Genomic DNA, 21903 nt, shown 5'->3' with positions numbered 1-21903 from the left:
CGTAGTCCTCCTCCCTGTAGTCCTCCCGTAGCCCTCCTCCCGCCTTCGGCGGACCGTAGACCCGTTCCAGACTGGAGAGACCGCCGTGACCACGGTGCACCACGCCCCGCCGACCCCCGTCGACGACGGCCCCGACCGGGACGCCATCGGCGCGGCCAGCGGCCTGCTCGGCCAGTACCGGGCCGGCGCCGACGAGGCGTTCTTCGCCTCGCCCACCCGCACCCTGCTCGCCGCCGGGGTGCGCGCCCGGGTGCCGCAGGACGGCCGCCCGCTGCCCGTCCGGGTCGCCGGAACGCTGGCCGCGGCACGCCGCGCCGGAGTCGAACGGCCTCTGGTGGTCGGAGCGGTGGCCTTCGACCACGGCGCCCGGGCCGAGCTGGCCGTTCCGGACCGGGTCCGAACCGCCGGGGCGCTGCGCGACGACCCGCTGATCGCGCTGCCCGCGCCGCGCTCCGTCGGGGCCGACTGGCGGATACGCCCGGTCCCGGAGCCGGAGGCGTACGGCGCGGGCGTCGCGGCGGCCGTCGAGCGGCTGCGCGGCGGGGAGTTGAACAAGGTGGTACTGGCCCGGACACTGGAGCTGAGCAGCGGCCGGCCGGTGGACCTGCCGGCCGTCCTGCAGCGACTGGCCCGGCGCGACCCGGGCGGCTACACCTTCGCCGTACCCGCCGGCGGCGGCCGCACCCTGATCGGCGCCAGCCCCGAACTCCTGCTCTCCCGGCGGGGTACGGCCGTCCTGGCCAACCCGCTGGCCGGCTCGGTGCCGCGCAGCGAGGACCTCGGCGAGGACGTGCGCCGGGCCGCGGCCCTGCTGGAGTCGCCCAAGGACCTGCACGAGCACGCCGTCGTGGTGGACGCCATCCGCGCGGCGCTGGCGCCGTACTGCCGCAGCCTGGACGTGCCGGAGCGGCCCACCCTGGTGCGGACGGCCGCGATGTGGCACCTGGCCACCTCGATCAGCGGCGAGCTGGCCGATCCGGCCGTCTCCGCACTGGAGTTGGCCTGCGCGCTGCACCCGACCCCGGCTGTCTGCGGCACGCCGACGGACGTCGCGCGCCGGGTGATCGGTGAGGTCGAGCCCTTCGACCGGGGCCTGTACACCGGAATGGTCGGCTGGGCCGACGGGACGGGCGACGGCGAGTGGGTGGTGACCATCCGCTGCGCTGAGGCGGACGAGCGGACGCTGCGCGTCTACGCGGGCGCAGGAGTGGTCGAACAGTCCAGTCCGGAGGCCGAACTGGCCGAGACGAGCGCCAAGTTCCGCACTTTCCTGGACGCTGCTGGGGTGGCGCTGTGACGCCGGCGGACGGGCTCACGCCGATGGACGGATTCACGCCGTACCCCGAGGAGTTCGCCGAGCGCTACCGGGCCGCCGGTTACTGGCGCGGCGAGACCTTCGGGCGGATGCTGCGTGAGAGGGCGGCCGCCCATGGTGAACGGATCGCTGTCGTCGACCCGGGCGGCCACTCGGTGGCGGCGGGGGAACGGCGCTGGACGTACGCCGAACTCGACCGCCGGGCCGACCGGATGGCCGCCGGGCTGCTCGCCCGGGGCGTCCGGGCCGGGGACCGGATGGTGGTCCAACTGCCCAACGCCGCCGAGTTCTTCGAGGTGGTCTTCGCCCTGTTCCGGATCGGCGCGCTCCCGGTCTTCGCGCTGCCCGCGCACCGGTACGCGGAGATCTCGCACTTCTGCTCGTTCACGGGTGCGATCGGCTATGTCGTCCCGGGCGTCGAGGGCGGCTTCGACCACCGCGAACTCGCCTCCCGGGTACGGGCGGAGAACCCCGCGCTGCGGCTGGTGCTGGTGGCGGGCGACGACCCGGGCGAGCACGTCCGGCTGGCCGACGTGCCCTGCGACGGGCCGGGGCCCGTTTGCGAACCCGAGCCCGGGGACATCGCCTTCCTCCAGCTCTCGGGCGGCAGCACCGGCGTGCCGAAGCTGATCCCGCGCACCCACGACGACTACATCTACTCGCTGCGCGGCTCGGTCGAGCTGTGCGCGCTGGACGGGCGCAGCGTCTACCTGTGCGCACTGCCCGCCGCCCACAACTTCCCGCTCAGCTCCCCCGGTTCGCTGGGGACGCTGTACGCGGGCGGCCGGGTGGTGCTGTGCCCGCAGCCCAGCCCGGAGACGGCCTTCCCGCTGATCGGGCGCGAGGGCGTGACGGTCACCGGCCTCGTCCCGCCGCTGGCGCTGCTCTGGCTGGACGCCGCCAAGCGCGGCGCTCGCGGGTACGAGAGCCTGGAGGTGCTGCTGGTCGGCGGCGCCAAGTTCGGCGCGGAGGCGGCCCGGCGGGTGCGCCCGGTGCTGGGCTGCACGCTGCAGCAGGTGTTCGGGATGGCGGAAGGCCTGGTCAACTACACCCGGCTGGACGACCCGGAGGAGCTGATCACCACCACCCAGGGCCGTCCGATCTCCCCCGACGACGAGGTCCGGGTGGTGGACGACCAGGACCGCGACCTGCCCGACGGCACCACCGGCCACCTGCTCACCCGTGGCCCGTACACCATCCGCGGCTACTGGAACGCGCCCGGGCACAACGCCGACTCCTTCACGGCGGACGGCTTCTACCGCACCGGTGACCTGGTGCGCCGGCTCCCCAGCGGCCACCTGGTGGTCGAGGGGCGGGCGAAGGACCAGATCAACCGGGGCGGGGAGAAGGTCGCCGCCGAGGAGATCGAGAACCACCTGCTCGCCCACCCGGCCGTGCACGACGCGGCGGTGGTGTCGATGCCCGACCCGTACCTGGGCGAGCGCACCTGCGCGTACGTCGTCCTGCGCGCCGAGCACCGCGAACAGCCGCCGAAGGGCGTCGAGTTGAAGCGCTTCGTTCGGCAGCGCGGGCTGGCCGACTACAAGGTGCCGGACCGGGTGGAGTTCGTCGACGCCTTCCCCGCCACCGGAATCGGCAAGGTGAGCAAGAAGGACCTGCGGGCCGCCGTCGCAGCCTCCCTCACCCATTCCTGAAGTCCTTCGTCCAGTTGAGGAGTTCGACCATCGTGGGCCTGCCCCGCATTCCCCGCTATCCGCTGCCCGCCGCCGAGGAGCTGCCCGCCAACCGGGTGTCCTGGACGGTCGACCCGGCACGTGCCGTCCTGCTGGTGCACGATCTGCAGAACCACTTCCTGGACGCCTTCGACCGTGCGGCCGCTCCGGTGCCCGAACTCCTCGCCCATGTCGCCGAGTTGACCGAGGTGGCCGGTGCCCATGGCGTGCCGGTCGTCTACTCGGCGCAGCGCGGCGGGCAGAGTCCGGCCGAGCGCGGACTGCAACAGGACTTCTGGGGGCCCGGCCTCCCCGACGACCCGCGCGCCACGGCGATCGCCGAGGCCGTCGCCCCGGCGCCGGGGGACACCGTGCTCACCAAGTGGAAGTACAGCGCCTTCGTGCGCACCGAGTTGGAGCGGCTGCTGCACGAGCAGGGTCGGGACCAGCTGGTGATCACCGGGGTGTACGCCCACATCGGCGTGCAGGCCACCGCCTGCGACGCCTGGATGCGGGACGTCCAGGCCTTCGTGGTGGCCGACGCGGTGGCCGACTTCGGGCCGGCCGAGCACCGTGCGGCGCTGGAGTGGATCGCCGGGCGGTGCGGGGTGGTCACCACCACCCGATCCGTGCTCGGGATGCTGGAGGCGGCGGACGCTCCGGAAGGGAAGGACGCGAAGTGACGGGTACGGGCTTCACCGTGGAGCGGATCCGGGCCGAGGTCGCCGACCTGCTCGGCGAGGACCCGGCGGACATCCCGCCGGACGAGAACCTGGTCGACTGGGGGCTGGACTCGATCCGGCTGATGGCGCTCGCCGAGCGCTGGCGGGCCGAGGGCGCCGAGGTGGCGTTCGTCCGGCTGGCGGAGCGTCCGTCCGTCGAGGCCTGGGCCGAACTGTTGGGTGCGGCCTGATGGGGTCGGCGGAGGCGGCTGAGGCAGTGGAGACGCTGGAGGCCGTGGAGGCCATGGAGGCCGTGGAAGCGGTCGTGCGCGAGTCGGCGGGCGCGGGAGAAGTCCGGGGCGGAGCGGCGGAGACGGCAGGCGTGGCGGGGACGGGTCGGTCGTGGGTGCTCCCGGCGGAGGGGCTCGTGCTGCCGGAGGCGGTGCGGACGGGACCGGCGGTCGAGCACCCGGCCACCACCGTGGTGGGTCCGGTCGAGGCGCAGGCGGCCCGGACCCCGGACGCCCCGGCGCTGGTGCTCGCGGACGGCGGGGTGGTGACGTACCGGGAGCTGAACGCCTCGGCCAACCGGCTGGCGCGCGCGCTGGCCCGGCGCGGAGCCCGGCCGGGAACGGTGGTCGGTCTGGCAGCGGCCGGGAGTCCGGAGGAACTGCTGACGGCGCTGCTCGCGGTGGCCAAGTCGGGAGCGGCCTACCTGTCGCTGGACCCGGCCGACCCGCCGGGGCGGCGGGAGCGGCTGCTCGCCGAGAACGAGTTGGTGTGCGTGCTGGGGGAGGGGATACCGGGGGCGCTGTCCGGGCTCGACACCGCCGGCGAGCTGGACACCGACCCGCCGCGCGCACTCACCCCGCAGCACCTGCTCTGCGTCGAGTACGGCCCGGGCGGGCGCCCGGCGGCGGTCCGGCTGACCCACGGCGAGGCGGACCGGCGGGTGCGCGAGCTCCAGGCGGCCCACCCGCTCGGGCCGGGGGACCAGGTGCTGCAACTGCGGCTTCCGCACTGGGGGTTCCTCTGGCCGCTGCGGACCGGCGCGGCGGTGGTGCTGAACGGCGGGTGAGGGCCGGGGGAGCAGCGAACGGGAACGGGGGAGTAGCGAACGGGGAGGGCGAACAACGAACAGCGAACAGATTTCAGCGAACAGATTATGAAATCTGTTCGCTGAAATCTGTTCGCTGAAAGTTGTCAGCCGTCGACTGACACCCCGTTCGCCCGCCCCGCCAGGTCCACCGCCGTCCAGGCCATCGCCACCGCGCCGTCCAACAGTGCCCGTTCGGCCTGCGCCGCCACCGCCGCCTCCGCGAACGCCGCTTCGTGCGGTGCACAGGCGCCCCCGGTGATGTCCAGCACCGGATGGATCGAGGGCACCACGTGCGACACGTTCCCCATGTCCGTGCAGGCGAACGGTCCGCGCTCCTCCGGCTCCGGCCGTCCCAGCGCTGCCGCGTTGGCGCGCCACAGCGCGAGCAGCGCCGGATCGGAGCGCATGTCCAGGTAGTCCGGTTCGGGCCGGGTCAGTTCCACCTCGCAGCCGGTGGCCAGCGCTCCGGCCCGGAAGCAGTCCTCGACGCGCGCCCGCAGCTGCGCCAGGTCCTCGGCCGCCGAGGTCCGGATCTCGTACTCGGCGCTCGCGCTGTCAGGTATCAGGTTCGGCGCCGTCCCGGCCGCCGTGGTGATGCCGTGCACCCGCCATAGCGGCGGCAGTTGCTGGCGCAGCAGCCCGAGCGCGACCTGGGCGAGGGTGAGCGCGTCGGCGGCGTTGCGCCCTTCGTGCGGGTTGAGGCTCGGGTGGGCGGCGCGCCCGGTGTAGCGGACGGACAGCGTGCCGAGTGCGAAGGATCGGAAGTCGGCGATCTCCACCGGGCAGGGGTGGACCATCATCGCCGCGTCCACTCCCTCGAAGGCCCCCGCCTCCAGCAACAGCGCCTTGCCCGCCCCGCGTTCCTCGGCCGGCGCGCCGATCACCCGCACGGTGAGCCCGAGCCGTTCCGCGTACGGGGCGAGCCCGACTGTCGCGCCGACGCCCGCGGCGGCGATCAGGTTGTGCCCGCAGGCGTGCCCGAGTCCGGGCAGGGCGTCGTACTCGCAGACCAGCGCGACGGTGACCGGTCCGCTGCCGAGGCTCGCGCTGAACGCGGTCTCCAGACCGTGGGCGGGCGCGGTGACCGAGTAGCCGTGGGAGCGCAGTAGTTGGGCGCACCAGGCGGCGGCCCGGTGCTCCTCGAAGGCGGTCTCGGGGTGAGCGTGGATGCGGTGGCTGAGTGTCAGCAGCTCCGATCGATGTGCGTGGACGCGGTCGCGGACGGCCTGCTTGGCGGATTCGGTCTGTGGCACGGGGCGCCTCCGGGGTGTCAGGGCTGCGGCCACTCCGGGCCGTTGACCAGTTCAGATGAAGTAAGGTTAGGCTAACCTAAGTAAGGCGTTCCGGATTCCCCGAGGAGCTCTCCGCACCATGCCCGCCGACATCCCGCTGCTCGCCGCCCAGGCCGCCGTCTGGTACGCCCAGTCCCTCGACCCCGCCAGCCCGGTCTACAACACCGGCGACGCCGTCGAGATCGACGGACCGCTCGACGAGGAAGCGTTCGAAGCGGCCCTGCGGCAGGCGGTCGACGAGGCCGAGGCCCTCGGCGCGGTCGTCGTCACCAGCCCGGACGGCACCCCGCACCAGCGGCTGCGCCGCGGCCACCGCTGGCCGCTGCACCACCTCGACCTGCGCGCCGCCCGTGACCCGGACGCCGAGGCCGAGGCCTGGATGCGCGCCGACCTCGCCCGCCCGGCCGACCTCACCACCGGCCCGCTGTTCACCCAGGCCCTCATCCGGCTCGCCGACGACCGACGCCTCTGGTACCGGCGGATCCACCATCTCGCCGTCGACGCCTACGCGTTGACCCTCCTTGGCGAGCGGGTCGCCGCCCTCTGCGCCGCGCGCGCCACCGGCGCCGAGCCCGGCCCCAGCCCCTTCGCCGGCCTTGCCGAAACCGTCGCCGAGGAGGCCGCCTACCGCGCGAGCGCGGACTACGCGGCCGACCGCGCCCACTGGTCCGCCCACCTCGCCGGCGCCGAAGCGCCCGCCACCCTGCCGGGAGTCCTCGCAGCCCCCGGCGACGTGCCCGCCGAAGCGCCCACCGACAACCCCCGGCGCACCGACACCCGGCCCGCCGACGCCCCCCGGCCCGGGCCCGTCCCGCTGCGCCTCACCGCCACCCTCCCCGCCGGTACCCGCACGCGCCTGGAGCGCGCCGCCGCCACCGCCCGCGCCACCTGGGCCGAACTCCTCCTCGCCGCCACCGCCGGCTACCTGCACCGTCTGACCGGCGCCCAGGACGTCCTGCTCGGCCTACCGCTCGCCAACCGCCGCGGCCCGTCCGCCCTGCGCACCCCCGTCGCCACCGCCAACGTCCTCCCGCTGCGCCTGACCGTCCGCCCCGCCGACACCGCCGGCGCCCTGCTCCGCCAGGTGGTCCGCGCCCTGCGCGCCGCCCACCGCCACCAGCGCTACCCCCTGGAGGACCTGCGCCGCGACCTCGGCCTCACCGGCGAACGCCGCGCCCTGTTCGGCCCGGTGGTCAACATCAAGGCCTTCGAGGGCGACCTCGACCTGGCCGGTCTGCCCGGCAGGGTCCGCAACCTCGCCGCCGGCCCCGTCGACGACCTCGCCGTGAACGTCTCGCCCGGCCCGGACGGCGCCCTGCGCCTGGTCCTCGACGCCGACCCGGCCCGCCACAGCGCCGTCTCGCTCGCCACCCACCGCGACGGTCTGATCCGCTACCTCGACGCCCTCACCGAGCTGCTGCTCGCCGACCCGCGGACTCCGATCGCCCGGATCGACCTGCTGGACGCGGACGCCCTGCACCGCGCGACCGAAGGCCGCACCGAGCCCCCGGTCGAGCGGACCGTCCCCGAGCTGTTCGCCGCCCAGGCCGGCCGCACCCCGGATGCCGTCGCCGTCCGCTGCGGCCCGACCGCCGTCACCTTCGGGCAGCTTGAGACCCGGGCCAACCGCCTCGCCCACCGCCTGGCCGCCCTCGGCCTCCGGGCCGGGGCGCCGGTCGCGCTCGCCCTGCCGCGCAGCGCCGACACCCTGGTCGCGATGCTCGCCGTGCTCAAGGCCGGCGGCGCCTGCGTCAGCCTCGATCTCGCCCACCCCCGGCAGCGGCTCGCCGCCGTCCTGGCCGACGCCCGCCCGGTCTGCGCCGTCGGCACCCCGGAGGCCCTCGCCGCCCTCGACCTGCCGTCCGACCTGCCCGCCGTACGGCCGCAGGACGCCGAGGGCGAGCCGGACACCACCCTGCCCGCCCCACAACTCGACGACCCCGCCTACGTGTTGCACACCTCCGGCTCCACCGGACGGCCCAAGGGCGTGGTGGTCACCCACGCCTCGCTCGCCAACCTGCACGCCGGCCTCGGCGAGGACCACATCGTCCCCGCCCTGCGCCGCACCGGCCGCGAGCGCCTGCGCATCGCCCACAGCGCCTCGTTCGCCTTCGACGCCTCCTGGGACCCGGTGCTGTGGATGGTCCACGGCCACGAACTCCACCTGCTGGACGACGCCACCTATCGGGACCCCGCCGCCCTCGCCGCCCACCTCCACCGCGAGCGCATCGACTACCTCGACCTCACCCCCTCGTACCTCGAAGTCCTGCTCGGCGAAGGCGTACTGGACGAGGGCCGGCACCGCCCCGCCGTCCTCGCGGTCGGCGGCGAGGCCACCCCGCCCGCCCTCTGGCAGCGCCTGACCGCCGTCCCCGGCCTGCACCCGGTCGACCTCTACGGCCCCACCGAGACCACCGTCGACGCCTACGCCTGGACCCCGGGCCCGGACGGCGCCCCGGTCGGCCGGGTGGTGCGCGGCTCCCGGGCCTACGTCCTGGACGGCTCGCTGCGACCCGCCCCCGACGGCGTCACCGGCGAGCTGTACGTGGCCGGCGCCTGCCTGGCCCGCGGCTACCTCGGCCGCCCCGACCTCACCGCCGAACGCTTCCTCGCCGACCCCTTCGGCCCGCCCGGCAGCCGGATGTACCGCACCGGCGACCTCGCCCGCCGCCGCCCCGACGGCACCCTGGAGTTCCTCGGCCGGGCCGACGACCAGGTGAAGATCCGCGGCTTCCGGATCGAACCCGGTGAGATCGCCGCCGTCCTCGCCCAACTGCCGGGCGTCGCCCAGGCCGTGGTGATCGCCCGCCCCGGCCCGCAGGGCAAGCGGCTGCTCGGCTACGCCGTCCCCCTCCCCGGTGCCGCCCCCGACCCGGAGGCGCTGCGCGCCGCCCTCGCCGCCCGGCTGCCCGCCCACATGGTCCCGGCAGCCGTCCTGCTGCTGGACGAACTGCCGCGCACCGCCCACGACAAGCTCGACCACCGCGCCCTGCCCGAGCCCACCGCCGCGACCCCCGGCACGGCCGCGGCCACCCCGCAGGAGGAACTGGTCTGCGGGCTGTTCGCCGAGGTCCTCGGCCTGCCCGCGGCGCCCGGGCGGGAGGACTCCTTCTTCGACCTCGGCGGGCACTCCCTGCTCGCCGGCCGCCTGGCCGCCCGGCTGCGCGAGACCTTCGCCACACCGGTCGCCTTCGCGGACGTCTTCCGCCACCCGACCCCGGCCGCCCTCACCGCCCTGCTCGGGACCGGACCGCGGAACGCACCGCAGACCGGTGCGCAGACCGGTGCGCAGATCGGTGCGCAGGCCGGAACGCCGAACGGACCACGGAACGGAACCCGGCCCAGTGCGGAGCCGGAGCCCCGCCCCGCGCTGGTGCCCGTACCGCGCGCCGAACGGCTCCCGCTCTCGCCCGCCCAGCGCGGCCTCTGGTTCCTGCACCGCCTCGAAGGCCCCAGCCCCACCTACAACATCCCGCTCGCCCTCACCCTCACCGGCCCGCTCGACCGCGCCGCGCTCACCCTCGCCCTCGGCGACCTCACCGCCCGGCACGAAGTCCTGCGCACGGTCTACGGCGAGGAGCCGGACGGCACGCCCTACCAGCGCATCCTGCCCCCCGCCCCGGTCGAACTGCGCGACGGCGCGGGCGACCCCACCGAGGCCGTCCGCCACGCCTTCGACCTGACCGCCGAACCGCCGCTGCGCGCCACGCTGTTCCGGCACGGGCCCGAGCGGCACACCCTGCTCCTGCTGCTCCACCACATCGCGGGCGACGGCGCCTCCACCACCCCGCTGCTGCACGACCTCGCCGCCGCCCACACCGCCCGGCAGTCCGGTCGGGCACCCGAACTACCCGCGCCCGACGTCCAGTTCGCGGACCACGTGGCCTGGCAACGGCAGCTGCTCGGCACCGCCGACGCGCCCACCCCGCTCGCCGTACGGCAGACCGAGCACTGGCGCACCGCACTCGCCGGACTGCCCGACCAGCTGGAACTGCCCACCGACCGACCCCGCCCGGCCGTCGCCGGCCACGACGGCGCCACCGTGCCGTTCGCGCTCGGCGCGGAGGCGCACGCCGCCCTCGCCGCGCTCGCCCGGGCCACCGGCAGCACCGTCTTCATGGCCGTCCAGGCCGGACTCGCCGCCCTGCTCACCCGGCACGGCTGCGGCACCGACATCCCCGTCGGCACCCCGTTCGCGGGCCGCGAGGACGAGCGGACCGCCGCCCTGGTCGGCTACTTCGTCAACTCGGTGGTGCTGCGCACCGACACCTCGGGCGACCCGTCCTTCCGGGAGCTGCTGGGTCGCGTGCGCGGCACCGTCCTGACCGCGCACGAGCACGCCGACCTGCCCTTCGACCGCCTGGTCGAGGAGCTCAACCCGGCCCGCTCGCTGGCCCGCCACCCGCTGTTCCAGGTGATGCTCGCCTGGCAGAGCCGGCCCGACCGGCCCACCGACCTCGGCGGCGGCCTGACCGCCGAGGTCACCGCGATCCCCAGCGGCACCGCCAAGTTCGACCTCACCCTCAACGCGGGGGAGCGGCCCGGTGGCGGGATCGGCGGGTTCCTGGAGTACCGCACCGACCTCTTCGACGCCGCCACCGCGACCGCGCTCGCCGAACGCCTCACCCGACTGCTCACGGCGGCCGCCGCCGAGCCGGACACCCCGATCGGCAGGCTGCCGCTGATCAGCGCGGAGGAGTGGCGGCGCGCCCTGGTCGACTGGAACGGCACCGCCGTTCGGGCGACGCCGTGCGCCACCCCCGTTCCGTCGGTGCCGAGCGCCACGCCCGTTCCGTCGGCGCCGAGCGCCACGCCCGTTCCGGCGACGCACGCCGCGACCCTGCCCGAGCTCTTCGAGGCCGCAGCCGCCGCCAACCCGACGGCGGTGGCCGTCAGCTGCGAGGACGAACAGCTCGACTACGCCGAACTCGCCGCCCGTGCCGACCGGCTGGCCCGGCTGCTGGCCGCCCGAGGCATCGGCCCCGGCGCCGTCGTCGCCCTCGCCCTCCCCCGCTCGCTCCAACTGGTCGTCGCCCTGCTGGCGGTGGTCAAGTCCGGTGCCGCCTACCTCCCGCTCGACCCCGAATACCCGGCCGACCGCCTCGCCTACATGCTGGCCGACGCAGCCCCCGCCGCCCTGCTCACCGACGCGCCCACCGTGCCTCGGCTGCCCGCCCACTCGGTGACCCAACTCCTGGTCGACGGGCCCGAGTCGGACGGGTTCCCGGCCGTTCCGCTCGCCCAGCACGAGCGCACCCGCCCACTGCGCGCCGAGGACACCGCGTACGTCATCTACACCTCCGGCTCCACCGGCCGCCCCAAGGGCGTGGCCGTCACCCACCGCAACGTGGCCCGGCTGTTCGGCTCCACCGACCACTGGTTCGGCTTCGGCGCCCAGGACGTCTGGACCCTCTTCCACTCCTACGCCTTCGACTTCTCGGTCTGGGAGCTGTGGGGCGCCCTGCTGTACGGGGGCCGGCTGGTCGTCGTCCCCCACCTGGTCAGCCGCGACCCGGCCGCCTTCCTCGACCTGCTCGCCCGCGAGCGCGTCACCGTGCTCAACCAGACCCCGTCCGCCTTCTACCAGCTCAGCGCCGCCGACCGGGACCGTCCCGGCGCCGAACTGGCCCTGCGCTACGTGGTGTTCGGTGGCGAGGCGCTCGAACTCGCCCGCCTCGACGACTGGTACGCGCGCCACCCGCAGGACGCGCCCACCCTGGTCAACATGTACGGCATCACCGAGACCACCGTGCACGTCTCGTACATCGCCCTCGACCGGGCGGGCGCCGCCGCGACCGGCAGCAGCACCATCGGCGTCAACATCCCCGACCTGCGGGTCTACGTCCTCGACCAGTACCTCCAGCCCGTCCCGCCCGGCGTCACCGGCGAGATGTACGTGGCCGGGGCGGGCCTGGCCCGCGGCTACCTCGGCCGCCCCGAACTCACCGCCACCCGCTTCGTCGCCGACCCGTACGCCGAGCTCTTCGGCGAGAGCGGCACCCGGATGTACCGCTCCGGAGATCTCGCCCGCCGCCGTGCCGACGGTGTGCTGGAGTATTTCGGCCGCGCCGACCAGCAGGTCAAGCTGCGCGGCTTCCGGATCGAACTCGGTGAGATCGAGGCCGTGCTGGCCGCCCACCCGGCGGTCGCCGACGCCGCCGTGGTGGTTCGCGAGGACACGCCCGGTGACCAGCGGCTGGTCGGCTACGCGGTCGCCGCCGCCGGTTCGGGTGCGGGTGCAGGTGCGAGTGCCACCGCCGGTACCGGTTCGGGCGCCGGGTCGGGAGCCACCCCGGGCGAGCTGCGCGCCCACGCCTCCGCCGAACTGCCCGCCCACATGGTGCCTTCGGCCGTGGTCCTGCTCGACCGGCTGCCGCTGACCGCCAACGGCAAGCTCGACCGCCGCGCCCTGCCCGCCCCCGAGGCCCCCGCCGCCGGATCCGGCCGCCCACCGCGCAGCCCGCGCGAGCAGCAGCTCTGCCAACTCTTCGCCGAGGTCCTGGGGTTGGCGGAGGTCGGGGTCGAGGACGACTTCTTCGCGCTCGGCGGCCACTCCCTGCTGGTGGTCCGGCTGGCCGGCCGGATCCGCGAGGTGCTCGGTCTGGAGGTCGGAATCGGCACCCTGTTCCAGGCACCCAGCGTGGCCGCGCTCGACGCGGCCCTGTCGGACGGTGGCCGGGGAGCCGACGCGCTCGACGTCCTGCTCCCACTGCGGCCCACCGGCCCCGGCCGGCGCGCCCCGCTGTTCGCCGTCCACCCGGCCGGCGGACTGAGTTGGTGCTACACCGGCCTGATCCGCCACCTCCCGGCAGACGTACCGATCTACGGCCTCCAGGCGCAGGGCGTCGGCGCCGCCACCGCCGGCGAACCGCTGCCGGGCACGCTGGAGGAGCTGGCCGCGCACTACGCGGACCGGCTGCGCGAGGTGCAACCCGAGGGCCCCTACCGGCTGCTCGGCTGGTCCACCGGCGGGATCATCGCCCACGCCGTGGCCGTACGCCTCCAGGAGCTGGGCGGGCGCGTCGAGTTGCTCGCCGTCCTGGACGCCTACCCGGCCGAGGGATTCCGTGAGCTGCCCGTTCCCGACCGGGCCGAGGCGCTGGAGGCGCTGCTGACCATGGGCGGCTTCGAGCCGGCCGACCTCGCCGGGCAGCCACTCGAACTCGACCCCGTCATCGAACTGTTGGGCCGCGAGGGCAGCCCGCTGGCCGGGCTCGACCGGGCCACCGTGACGGCACTCAACGAGATCTACCTCAACACCAACCGCCTGGTGCGCGGCTACGACCACCGCCGCTTCGACGGCGACCTGCTGTTCTTCCGCGCCACCGTCGACACCATCGACGACAGCCTGGTGCCCGAACTCTGGGCCCCGTACGTGTCCGGCCGGATCGACAACACCGATGTGGCCTGCTCGCACAAGGACATGACCCTGCCCGCCCCGATCGCGCACATCGCGAGCGTGATCGCCGACCGACTGGAGAGCTCCCGATGAGCGACGCCCCCGTCAACCCCTTCGACGCCGACGGTGAGTTCCTCGCCCTCGTCAACGACCAGGGCCAGCACTCCCTGTGGCCCGTCTTCGCCGCCGTCCCGGCCGGCTGGCGGGTCGCGCACGGCCCGTGCGAGCGCTCCGCCGCCCTGGCCTGGATCACCGCCCACTGGACCGACCTGTGACTCCTCCGGCCGTCCGGACCCCGGCGCGCCCCCTGCTCGCGGGGCGCGCCGCGGTGGTCGTCGTGTACACCGCCGCGATGTGCATGAACGGCCTCGACTCGACCATCGTCAACCCTGCGCTGTACCGCATCGCCGAGGACTTCGGCCGGCCCGTGGCGGCGGCCAACGCCGTCGAGACGGCCTTCCTGGTCGGTCTCGCCCTCGGCCTGCCGGTGGCCGGCTGGCTCGGCGACCGGTACGGCGTGAAGCGGGTCTTCCTCGGCGCGCTCACCGTCTTCACCGCGGCCTCCGCGCTCTGCGCCGCCGCCCCCGGCCTCGGCGCGCTCGCCGCCGCCCGCGCCGTCCAGGGCGTGGCGGGCGGACTGCTCACACCCGTCGGGATGACCCTGCTGTTCCGGGCCTTCGAGCCGCACGAGCGGGCCGGCCTGAGCCGGATCCTGATCGTGCCGACCGCACTGATGCCCGCCCTCGGACCGCCCCTCGGCGGCTACCTCACCGAACACCTCTCCTGGCACTGGCTGTTCCTGGTCAACCTGCCGATCGGCGCCGGCGCCGTGACGATCGGCCTGGTCGCGCTGCGAACGTCGCCGGAACCCCCGGCCGGCCGCTTCGACACCCGCGGCTTCCTGCTCGCCACCCCGGGCCTCGGTCTGCTCACCTACGCCCTCGGCTTCGGCCCGGCCCACGGCTGGTCCTCCCCGGCGGTCTGGCTCGGCGGTCTGGGCGGCCTGGTCCTGCTCGGCGCGGCCGTACGCGACCAACTCCGCACGCGCGAACCGCTGGTGGACCTGCGACTGCTCGCCGACCGCGGCTACGGCGCGGCGAGCTGGCTCGCCCTGCTCACCTCCGCCGGGCTGATGGGCGCGCTGTTCGTCCTCCCGCTGCTCTACCAAGCCGTCCGCGGGGCCTCGGCGTTGGACGCCGGTCTCAGCGTCTTCCCCGAGGCGATCGGGCTGATGGCCGCCTCCCAGGTGGTCGACCGGCTGCTGCCCGGCCTCGGCCCGCGCCGTCTCGCCCAGCCCGCCCTGCTGCTGGCCGCGGCGGTCCTCGCGGCCCTCGGCTTCACCGAAGACCCCTGGACCGTACGGGCGTTGATGTTCGCGGTCGGGCTGGTCCTGGGCACCGCCGTGCTCACCGTACAGATCACCGGCTTCGCCGACGTTCCGCCGGCCGCCATGGGCCGGGCGATGGCCCTCTTCACCATCCTGCGCACCCTCGGCGGCGCCCTCGGCATCGCCGTGACCGCCGCCGTGATCGGTGCCCTCGCCGACGGACCCGACCCCACCCCCTACCGCATCGCCCTCGCCCTCACCGCAGCCCTGGTCGCCGCCGGCGCCCTGCTCACCCGACGCCTGCCGGTCGGCTCCGCCGCGGACTGAGGGTCAGCCGGTCCGGCCGGGCGCCACCACCGCCCGGCCGGACCACCACACCGAGGCGAACAGCATCGCGCCGGGCACGATCCCGGCCACCAGCGCGACCACGGCCGAGTCGGATGCCCGTTCGGACCGGCGGGAAGACCCGCCCGGCTGCCGCTACTGTCGTACGGTGGCAGGACCATTGGAGGAGAGCGCATGAATCCCGAGCACTACCGTCTTCTCGAAGAGGTCCGACAGAGCCTCCCGGATGGCTTCAAGGTCGAGCTTTCCGGCGACGTCATCGTCATGCAGGCGTCGCCGTCCTCGATCCATCAGCTGAACCTTGCGATTGTCCAGCGTCAGTTCGAGGCGCACTGCCCGCCCGGCTACTTCCCGACCGGGAACAGCGACCTCTCGTCGCCCGAGGTCGGCTCCGTCCGGAACCCCGACCTCACCTACCTGCCCGAGGACGTCATCGAGCTGGGCCGAGAGATCCCCGCCGAGCTGGCGCTGATCGCGGTCGAGATCGTATCTCCGTCCAACCCCGACAACGACTGGAACGGGAAGGTCCGCGACTACCCGCGCATGGGCTTCCCGCTCTATCTGATCGTGGATCCGCGGCAGAAGACGGTGACGCTGTTCTCCGAGCCCAATCGCGACCGGTACCACACCCGGACCGAACGGGAGTTCGGCGAGGTGATCCACATTCCCGACCCGTTCGGCTTCGACCTGGACCTGTCGCGCCTCGTCCCCTACCGGGACTGAGCCCGAGCGCCGATGCGGCATGATCGACCGGTGACGAACCCCGCTTCCTTCCGCGACCCGGTCAACTGGTGCGGCGGCTTCTACGAGCTGGCCGTCGAGGTCGGCCCGGCCGGCGACGACGAGCTGGTCAACGCCGTGCTGCGCGCCCTGTGGGCCTCGGCCGGTGTCGAGGGGTGCTACGCGCGGCGGGACGTCGAGCCGGAGGAGCAGCAGCCCGTGCCGTGCTCGATCCGGTCGTTCGACGCGACCGGCCACCTCCAGGGCCGGGTCAGGCTGCCCGGCGGCGAGCGGGTCGTCTGCGGCTGTGTCGTGAGCCGGGAGGAGGACGGCAGCGACTGGGTCGACTTCTACGTTCCGCTCGGCGCGCTGGAGCAGGCCGGGGTGTCGTACGGCGGCGGGCGGCAGATCACCAGGTCCGCGGTGTTGGACGACTGGCTCGCCGGTGTCGGCGCCGAGGTGTACCGGGCCGTGCCGTTCAGCCTCGGGCTGATCGGGTGGGAGGTGTCCGACTGCACCGATGCGGCGGCGCCGGGCGGTCGCGCCCCGGACGTCCGGCAGATCGGCTACCTGCTCCCGCAGCCCGGCGGCGACGTGCGGTACGCCGCAGCCAACAGCTGACGGACGCTACTCGTTCGGCCAGAGGACGAGGTCGTCCATCCGGTGGCGGCGGGGCCGGTCGCCCAGTTCGGTGACGGCCGCGTGGATGCGGCGCAGGTGGTCGACGGTGAGCTGGAGCGGGGGTTCGTCGGGCTGGTAGGTGGTGCGGATCGGGTAGTCGACGCCGGGGGTGCGGGTCATCTCGATGTGGCAGCCGAGCACGTGCGTCACCGGGCGGCTCTCGGCGAAGGCGACCAGGCGCTCGACGGTGCGGCCGAAGGCGGGCCAGTCGTCGATGTAGAGCCGGCCGGGGTAGACGGTGTCGCCGGTGAGCAGGAAGCCCGTCCACGGGTCGTAGTAGGTGACGGCCGCCTCGTGGTGCCCCGGGGTGGCCAGGCACTCCAGCACCCGCCCGCCGCCGAGGTCGACGTGGGCGACGGCCCCGGCGTCCCGGTCGAAGCCGAAGTACGCCCAGGCGTCGGGAAGTTCGGCGCCGACCACGGTGGTGCCGGGCCGGTCGGCGAACTGCCCGTCGCCCGCGATGTGGTCGCCGTGCGGGTGGGTGTGGAGCACCAGCAGCGGGTAGTCGTCGCGGGGGTCGTGGGCGCGCCGTCGTGTGAGCAGCTCGTCGACGACGGCGCGCAGTGGGAAGTACTCGGGCTCCGCCGTCGCCCCCGTGTCGATCAGTACGGCCCGTTCCGTCCCGAAGAGCAGGAACAGGAACGGCGCCTCGTAGTTGACCGCCTTGTTCTGCCGCAGGATGACGGTGTGCTCGTCGTAGTCGTGGACCTGGATGTCCGGGTCCGTGTTGTGCTTGGCGGACGGCGAGCCGTGGATCCACCGCACGTCCAGCGGACGGGCGATGGGGGTACCGACAGCAGCCATGACGCCTCCAGGGGTGCGTCGTCTTGGCGGGCCGGGTACGGCGCACATCTCGTCCGGGGCAGCGCGCCGACGCGCTGCCTCGGGGACGCTAACACGAGTGGTTCGGTGGCTGGCAGCGGAATCTCCCGGCCTTGCCGGTGGATTCAGCGGTCCAGAGAGGAAGCGTCTCCGGCGAGCTGGACGAAGGCGGCCCAGGCCTCACGAGTGAAGGAGAGTTGCGGGCCGGTCCTGTCCTTGGAGTCGCGTACGTGGACGGTTCTGGGGCGGATGGCGACCTCCACGCAGGCGCCGCCCTCGGTGTTGCTGTAGCTGGACTTGAACCAGGTCAGCGCATCGTTCATAGCTCCTCCAGCAGCTCGTTGATCAGCTTGGCCGAGGCCTCGGGATCGAGTGCCTGCCGGAGGATCATTTCATGGCGATGGCTGAGGACGCTTACCCTGGCGGGGTCTGCGTGGAGCATGCCCAACGCCTGGCCCTCCTCATACGCGAGCCGCTGGTGCTCGGCTGTTTCCAGAAGGATGAATTGCCCGTTCAGGCCAGGGTGGATTCCTCGGGATGGAACCACTTGAACTGTGATGTGACGCGCCCCGCTGACAGCCAGGACGTGGCGCAACTGTCGGTGATGGGCTTCGATAGTCGTCAGGGGCCGTCGGAGGACGCCTTCTTCGATCAGAAAGTTGAAGGCCCTCGTCTGTACCTTCAGGATATCCTGGCGTTCCAACCTAGCAGCGACACGCGTCTCGACGGTCTCGTCATCGAGTGGTGGCCAGTGGGAGTTGAGGAGTGTTCTTACGGTCTCCTCGGTCTGCAACAGACCCGGAAAGAAGTGGTTCTCGTACCAGTTGAGTGCTACGGCCTCGGCTTCGTACAACATGTAGTCCTCGGCGGACGACGGATATTTCTCAGGCTTCAGGTAGTCCGCTCCCGCTGCCAGAATTCCCTTCGCGTCGCACATCTCGTCTGCCACCTGCAACAGATGCGGAGAGGGCTTTCGCCGCCCCGCCTCCATCGACCGCAGGCTCTCGTAGCTGTACCCGGCCTGGGTCGCCAGGTCCTCGCGGCTGACGCCGGCGCGCGCCCGCCACAACTTGATCTGGTTGCCGCAGTACTGCCACGACATCGGCGGCGGCGTGGCGGACGAGGACGCGTTCATCGCTGACCCCCCAAGGTCATCCGGTGTGGACTCCCGACGTTAGGCGTCCGATGACTCGAAGGTGTGCGAACCGACCGAAACCGTCCATGTGGGTGACCCCAGCAGGTGCGCCAGCCCGTCGGCCAGGCCGCCGCGCCAGCAGGCGTAGTCGTGGCCGCCGTTGAACTCGCGGTACTCGACGTCGTAGCCGCGGGCGGTGAGGACATCGCGCAGGTGCCGGTTCTCGGTGAGCAGCATCCATTCCTGCAGCCCGACTTCGAGGTAGAAGCGGGCCTCGCGCCGCTGCTCGGCGGCGAAGCGACGGGTGAGCCACTCGCTGCCGGAGTCGAACTCGGTGCCGTCCGGCCACCAGAAGGAGCCGGACTGGGAGAGCGCGTTGCCGAACCGATCCGGCCGTCGGTACGCGGCGAAGGCGGCGGTGAGCCCGCCCGCGCTCTGGCCGGCGATCACGGTGCGGCGCGGGTCCGTGGTGGCGCCGAACTCCCTTGCGGCCCAGGGGAGGAGGCGGTCGGCGAGCAGGTCGACGAAGACGGGATTGCAGCTGAGGTCCCCCGGTCGCCCGGGCCCCATGGTGTGCACCAGCAGCGCCACCGTGGGCGGGATCGCTCCGTCCGCCGTCAGGTTGTCCAGGGTGTCGCCGACGGAGAGCACCTCGCCCCACATCTCGCCGTCGAGCAACACCGCTACGCAGTACGGCCCTTGGCGCTGCCATCCAGCCGGGAGATGGACGTCCACCCGCCGTCCGGCGACCTCGTGCGGCAGCGTCCGTCCGCGCCGTACCCCTTCCCGCCGCCGGACGTACGGCTGGGCGGGGGCCTCCGGCAGGCTGAGCACCGAGGACGGGTGGCGTCCGTCGCGGGCGGGCAGCCGGGGTTCGGTGTCGTGCGGGTCGGGCCGGGCGCGGTCGAGGACGTGCAGCCAGTCGGCCCGGGTGGTGCCGGGGGCCTCGCCCCGGAAGGGGTGGAGCTGGTAGGAGGCCCGGTGGTCGGCGCGCAGCCGGTGGGTGAGCTCCCAGCGGCCGTTGCGGCGCCGCATCAGGTGCGGGGTGAGGTCACCGGCGTGCCGGTCCTTGTCGGTGACGGTGTGCACCAGGGCGAGCACCCCGTCGCAGTCCCGCTCGTCGGAGACGAAGGTGACCAGCCGGTACGCGGGGTCGTCCGGATCGGTTTCGATCAGCGGGAAGGCGTCCAATGTTCCTACTCCTCAGGTGACTTACGCGGCGCTCGGGCGCCGGCCGAGCAGCACCCAGAGCAGGAAGGGTCCGCCGAGCACGGTGGTCACGATGCCGACCGGGATCTCGACCCCGCCGATCAGCACCCGTCCGACGGTGTCCGCGAGGACGACGAGCAGCGCGCCGGTCAGCGCCGAGCCGAGCACGGGCACGCGGGAGGGGCCGGCCAGCCGTGCGGCGATCACGGGTGCGGCGAGGGCGACGAACCCGACCGGTCCGCAGACCCCGACCGCCAGTCCGGCGAGCGCGACGGCCAGCAGCAGGCAGGCGAGCCGGACCCGGCCGGGGTCGACGCCCAGCGAGGCGGCCACGCTGTCGTCGAAGCGCAGCACCGCCAGCCGCCTGGCCGCCGCCAGGGCGAGCGGCACCAGTACGGCGAGCCCGACCAGCATCGGCGTCGCGACGGCGTAGTCCCGGCCGTTGAGGCTGCCGGAGGTCCAGATGTACAGCGAGCCGGCCGAGTTGAGCGAGCGCCGGGCCAGCGCGACCTGGATGAGGGCCGAGGCGAGGGCGGACATCGCGAGCCCGACGACCAGCACCCGGTAGCCGCGCGCGCCGAGCCCGCCGGAGACCAGGGTGACCGCCAGGACGGCGGCCAGGGCGCCGAGCGGCCCGGCCCACCAGGCGCCGAAGGTACCCGAGGCGGTGGTGGAGACCAGAACGGCCGCTGTGGCGCCGTCGTTGACGCCGAGCAGTTCGGGAGTGGCCAGGCGGTTGCGGGCGAGGGTCTGGGTGAGGCAGCCGGCCAGCCCGAGGGCGGCTCCGGCGGCGAGCCCGGCGACGATCCGGCCGAGCCGGAACTTCTGCACCAGCAGGACGTCCAGCCGTTCGCCGTAGCCGAACACGGCCTGGAAGGTCGTGCCGAGGCCGAGTTCGCTCTGTCCGGCGTGCGCGGAGACGACCACGGCGGCGAGCAGTGCGGCGGCCAGCCCGAGCCCGGCGAGCAGCGGCCGGCGCGGGACCAGCAGTGACCAACTGCCGTACCGGAGAACGGAGTCTGGGCGACCGGGGGCCGGTTGGGCGCGCCGTGCGGGCGGTGCCGCGGCCTCGGCCGGGTCGCTGAGGGCCGGCGCGGCGGAGCGCCGGGAGCGGACGACGGCGATCAGCGCGGGGGCGCCGATCAGGGCGACGATCACCGACACCGGTGCCTCGAAGGGCCGGGCCACCAGCCGGGCCAGCACGTCGGCGCCGGTGAGCACTGCGGCGCCGAACAGCCCGGCGAGCAGGGTGAGTCGGCCGATCCGGGGGCCGGCCAGGGCGCGGGCCAGGAATCCGGCGAGCAGGCCGAGGAAGGAGATCGGGCCGGCCAGTGCGACGGCCGAGGCGGTGAGCAGGGTGACCGCGAGGGCGACCGCCGCGCGGGTGGCGCCGGGCCGGTGGCCGAGGCCCCGGGCGAGGTCGTCGCCGAGGGCCAGCGCGGTGAGCGGCCGGGTGGTGAGCAGGGCGAGCAGGAAGCCGGCGCCGAGGACCGGGGCGAGTCGGCGCAGGGTGTCCCAGCCCTCCACCCCGGCGAGTGAGCCGAGCACCCAGACCCGGTAACGGTCGTAAGCCTCGGGCGAGTTGACGATCAGCACGCCGGTGATCCCGCCGAAGGTGGCGCCGACGGCCGAGCCGCCGAGGACCAGCCGCACGGGGGAGCCGCCGCCCCGGCTGCCCGCGATCAGCAGCACCAGGGCGCTGGCCAGGACGGCGCCGCCGAAGGCGAGGGCGAGGTGGCCGTAGGAGGTCTGCACGCCGAGGACGGCGATGCCGAGCACGACGCCGAGCGAGGCGCCCGCGTTGACGCCGAGCAGTCCGGTCTCGGCCAGCGGGTTGCGGGTGACGGACTGGAGCTGGGCGCCCGCGACGCCGAGTGCGGCGCCGACCAGCAGGGCGGTGAGGGTGCGGGGCAGTCGCAGTTCGCCGACGACGAGGGCGAGCCGACCGTCGGCGCGGGCGCCGTCGCGGTTCAGCAGGTAGTCCAGCACCCGCCCGGGCCCGACCTCGCCGGCGCCGACGGACAGTGAGAGCGCGGCGAGGACGAGCAGGACCGCGACCGCTGCGACGGGCACCGGCCAGGCCCGGCGGTGGGTGCCCGGCGGCGGGGGAGGGGCGCCGGGCGCGGTGGCGGCGGGCGGTTCGTGGACGCCCACTTGCGACGATGTCATAAGGTAAGGCTAACCTAACGTCCAGGCCCGTCCCCTGGGGCGCCGGCGTCACGCC

Annotated in this window: 16 protein-coding genes and 1 riboswitch; of the genes, 10 read left to right on the top strand and 6 right to left on the bottom strand. The window is 74.2% G+C overall.

Annotation, left to right across the window (positions count from 1 at the left end; all coding sequences use genetic code 11):
- The first annotated feature begins 85 nt into the window (after positions 1 to 85).
- From dhbC to ACZ6Z8_RS16570, 5 genes are read left to right on the top strand one after another with little or no spacing between them, the layout of a single operon-like run.
- Complete coding sequence (dhbC, locus tag ACZ6Z8_RS16590; protein ID WP_465610299.1) at positions 86 to 1297, top strand: isochorismate synthase DhbC; 1212 nt, start codon at positions 86 to 88, stop codon at positions 1295 to 1297.
- A gap of 23 nt (positions 1298 to 1320) precedes the next feature.
- Positions 1321 to 2970, top strand: coding sequence for a (2,3-dihydroxybenzoyl)adenylate synthase (locus tag ACZ6Z8_RS16585; protein ID WP_465610297.1), 1650 nt, complete (start codon positions 1321 to 1323; stop codon positions 2968 to 2970).
- Positions 2971 to 3002: 32 nt separating this feature from the next.
- Positions 3003 to 3671 carry an isochorismatase family protein gene (locus ACZ6Z8_RS16580; RefSeq protein WP_465610295.1) on the top strand — a complete coding sequence of 223 codons (669 nt, stop codon included), beginning with the start codon at positions 3003 to 3005 and terminating at the stop codon, positions 3669 to 3671.
- Positions 3668 to 3901, top strand: a complete 234-nt coding sequence (locus tag ACZ6Z8_RS16575; protein ID WP_465610293.1) for a phosphopantetheine-binding protein — start codon at positions 3668 to 3670, stop codon at positions 3899 to 3901. The genes ACZ6Z8_RS16580 and ACZ6Z8_RS16575 overlap by 4 nt, the downstream gene beginning before the upstream one ends.
- A 26-nt stretch (positions 3902 to 3927) precedes the next feature.
- Complete coding sequence (locus ACZ6Z8_RS16570) at positions 3928 to 4728, top strand: AMP-binding protein (protein WP_465610291.1); 801 nt, start codon at positions 3928 to 3930, stop codon at positions 4726 to 4728.
- 125 nt (positions 4729 to 4853) lie between these two features.
- Here the strand turns inward: ACZ6Z8_RS16570 and ACZ6Z8_RS16565 are convergent, their stop codons facing one another.
- Complete coding sequence (locus ACZ6Z8_RS16565; protein WP_465610289.1) at positions 4854 to 6002, bottom strand: M20 family metallopeptidase; 1149 nt, start codon at positions 6000 to 6002, stop codon at positions 4854 to 4856.
- A 118-nt stretch (positions 6003 to 6120) separates the two neighbouring features.
- Between ACZ6Z8_RS16565 and ACZ6Z8_RS16560 the strand changes: the two genes are divergently transcribed.
- The 5 genes from ACZ6Z8_RS16560 (at position 6121) to ACZ6Z8_RS16540 (ending at position 16453) form a co-directional block, all read left to right on the top strand.
- Positions 6121 to 13533: an amino acid adenylation domain-containing protein gene (locus ACZ6Z8_RS16560; RefSeq protein ID WP_465610287.1), complete on the top strand. Its 7413-nt coding sequence runs from the start codon at positions 6121 to 6123 to the stop codon at positions 13531 to 13533.
- Positions 13530 to 13715 (top strand): MbtH family protein, encoded by a 186-nt coding sequence (locus tag ACZ6Z8_RS16555; RefSeq protein WP_465610285.1) that lies wholly within the window; start codon positions 13530 to 13532, stop codon positions 13713 to 13715. Before ACZ6Z8_RS16560 ends, ACZ6Z8_RS16555 begins: the two co-directional genes overlap by 4 nt.
- Positions 13712 to 15094: a DHA2 family efflux MFS transporter permease subunit gene (locus ACZ6Z8_RS16550; RefSeq protein ID WP_465610283.1), complete on the top strand. Its 1383-nt coding sequence runs from the start codon at positions 13712 to 13714 to the stop codon at positions 15092 to 15094. Before ACZ6Z8_RS16555 ends, ACZ6Z8_RS16550 begins: the two co-directional genes overlap by 4 nt.
- 192 nt (positions 15095 to 15286) lie before the next feature.
- The gene (locus ACZ6Z8_RS16545) at positions 15287 to 15835 is read left to right on the top strand and encodes a Uma2 family endonuclease (RefSeq protein WP_465610282.1); all 549 of its coding nucleotides are present in this window, start codon (positions 15287 to 15289) and stop codon (positions 15833 to 15835) included.
- A 30-nt stretch (positions 15836 to 15865) separates the two neighbouring features.
- Positions 15866 to 16453 carry a hypothetical protein gene (locus ACZ6Z8_RS16540; RefSeq protein WP_465610280.1) on the top strand — a complete coding sequence of 196 codons (588 nt, stop codon included), beginning with the start codon at positions 15866 to 15868 and terminating at the stop codon, positions 16451 to 16453.
- A 6-nt stretch (positions 16454 to 16459) separates the two neighbouring features.
- Here the strand turns inward: ACZ6Z8_RS16540 and ACZ6Z8_RS16535 are convergent, their stop codons facing one another.
- The 5 genes from ACZ6Z8_RS16535 to fhuB form a co-directional block, all read right to left on the bottom strand.
- Positions 16460 to 17317, bottom strand: a complete 858-nt coding sequence (locus tag ACZ6Z8_RS16535) for an MBL fold metallo-hydrolase (RefSeq protein ID WP_465610278.1) — start codon at positions 17315 to 17317, stop codon at positions 16460 to 16462.
- Positions 17318 to 17329: 12 nt separating this feature from the next.
- A riboswitch (guanidine-III (ykkC-III) riboswitch) is annotated at positions 17330 to 17398 on the bottom strand.
- A 62-nt stretch (positions 17399 to 17460) separates the two neighbouring features.
- Positions 17461 to 17658, bottom strand: a complete 198-nt coding sequence (locus ACZ6Z8_RS16530; RefSeq protein WP_465610276.1) for a DUF397 domain-containing protein — start codon at positions 17656 to 17658, stop codon at positions 17461 to 17463.
- On the bottom strand, positions 17655 to 18470 hold the full coding sequence (locus ACZ6Z8_RS16525; RefSeq protein ID WP_465610274.1) for a helix-turn-helix domain-containing protein: 816 nt from the start codon (positions 18468 to 18470) through the stop codon (positions 17655 to 17657). Before ACZ6Z8_RS16525 ends, ACZ6Z8_RS16530 begins: the two co-directional genes overlap by 4 nt.
- A 39-nt stretch (positions 18471 to 18509) precedes the next feature.
- Positions 18510 to 19661, bottom strand: a complete 1152-nt coding sequence (gene fes, locus ACZ6Z8_RS16520; protein WP_465610272.1) for an enterochelin esterase — start codon at positions 19659 to 19661, stop codon at positions 18510 to 18512.
- A 21-nt stretch (positions 19662 to 19682) separates the two neighbouring features.
- Positions 19683 to 21848 carry a Fe(3+)-hydroxamate ABC transporter permease FhuB gene (gene fhuB / locus ACZ6Z8_RS16515; protein ID WP_465610270.1) on the bottom strand — a complete coding sequence of 722 codons (2166 nt, stop codon included), beginning with the start codon at positions 21846 to 21848 and terminating at the stop codon, positions 19683 to 19685.
- Positions 21849 to 21903: the final 55 nt, after the last annotated feature.

It is taken from the genome of Kitasatospora sp. NPDC101108, assembly GCF_055584725.1.
This window is presented reverse-complemented; position numbering and strand designations above follow the sequence as displayed.

Bases quoted from the DNA above. Each gene is read 5' to 3' on its own strand.
- ACZ6Z8_RS16530 (WP_465610276.1), bottom strand. From the start codon at position 17,658: ATGAACGATGCGCTGACCTGGTTCAAGTCCAGCTACAGCAACACCGAG.
- ACZ6Z8_RS16560 (WP_465610287.1), top strand. From the start codon at position 6,121: ATGCCCGCCGACATCCCGCTGCTCGCCGCCCAGGCCGCCGTCTGGTAC.
- ACZ6Z8_RS16545 (WP_465610282.1), top strand. From the start codon at position 15,287: ATGAATCCCGAGCACTACCGTCTTCTCGAAGAGGTCCGACAGAGCCTC.
- ACZ6Z8_RS16525 (WP_465610274.1), bottom strand. From the start codon at position 18,470: ATGAACGCGTCCTCGTCCGCCACGCCGCCGCCGATGTCGTGGCAGTAC.
- fhuB (WP_465610270.1), bottom strand. From the start codon at position 21,848: ATGACATCGTCGCAAGTGGGCGTCCACGAACCGCCCGCCGCCACCGCG.
- ACZ6Z8_RS16585 (WP_465610297.1), top strand. From the start codon at position 1,321: ATGGACGGATTCACGCCGTACCCCGAGGAGTTCGCCGAGCGCTACCGG.
- ACZ6Z8_RS16555 (WP_465610285.1), top strand. From the start codon at position 13,530: ATGAGCGACGCCCCCGTCAACCCCTTCGACGCCGACGGTGAGTTCCTC.
- ACZ6Z8_RS16535 (WP_465610278.1), bottom strand. From the start codon at position 17,317: ATGGCTGCTGTCGGTACCCCCATCGCCCGTCCGCTGGACGTGCGGTGG.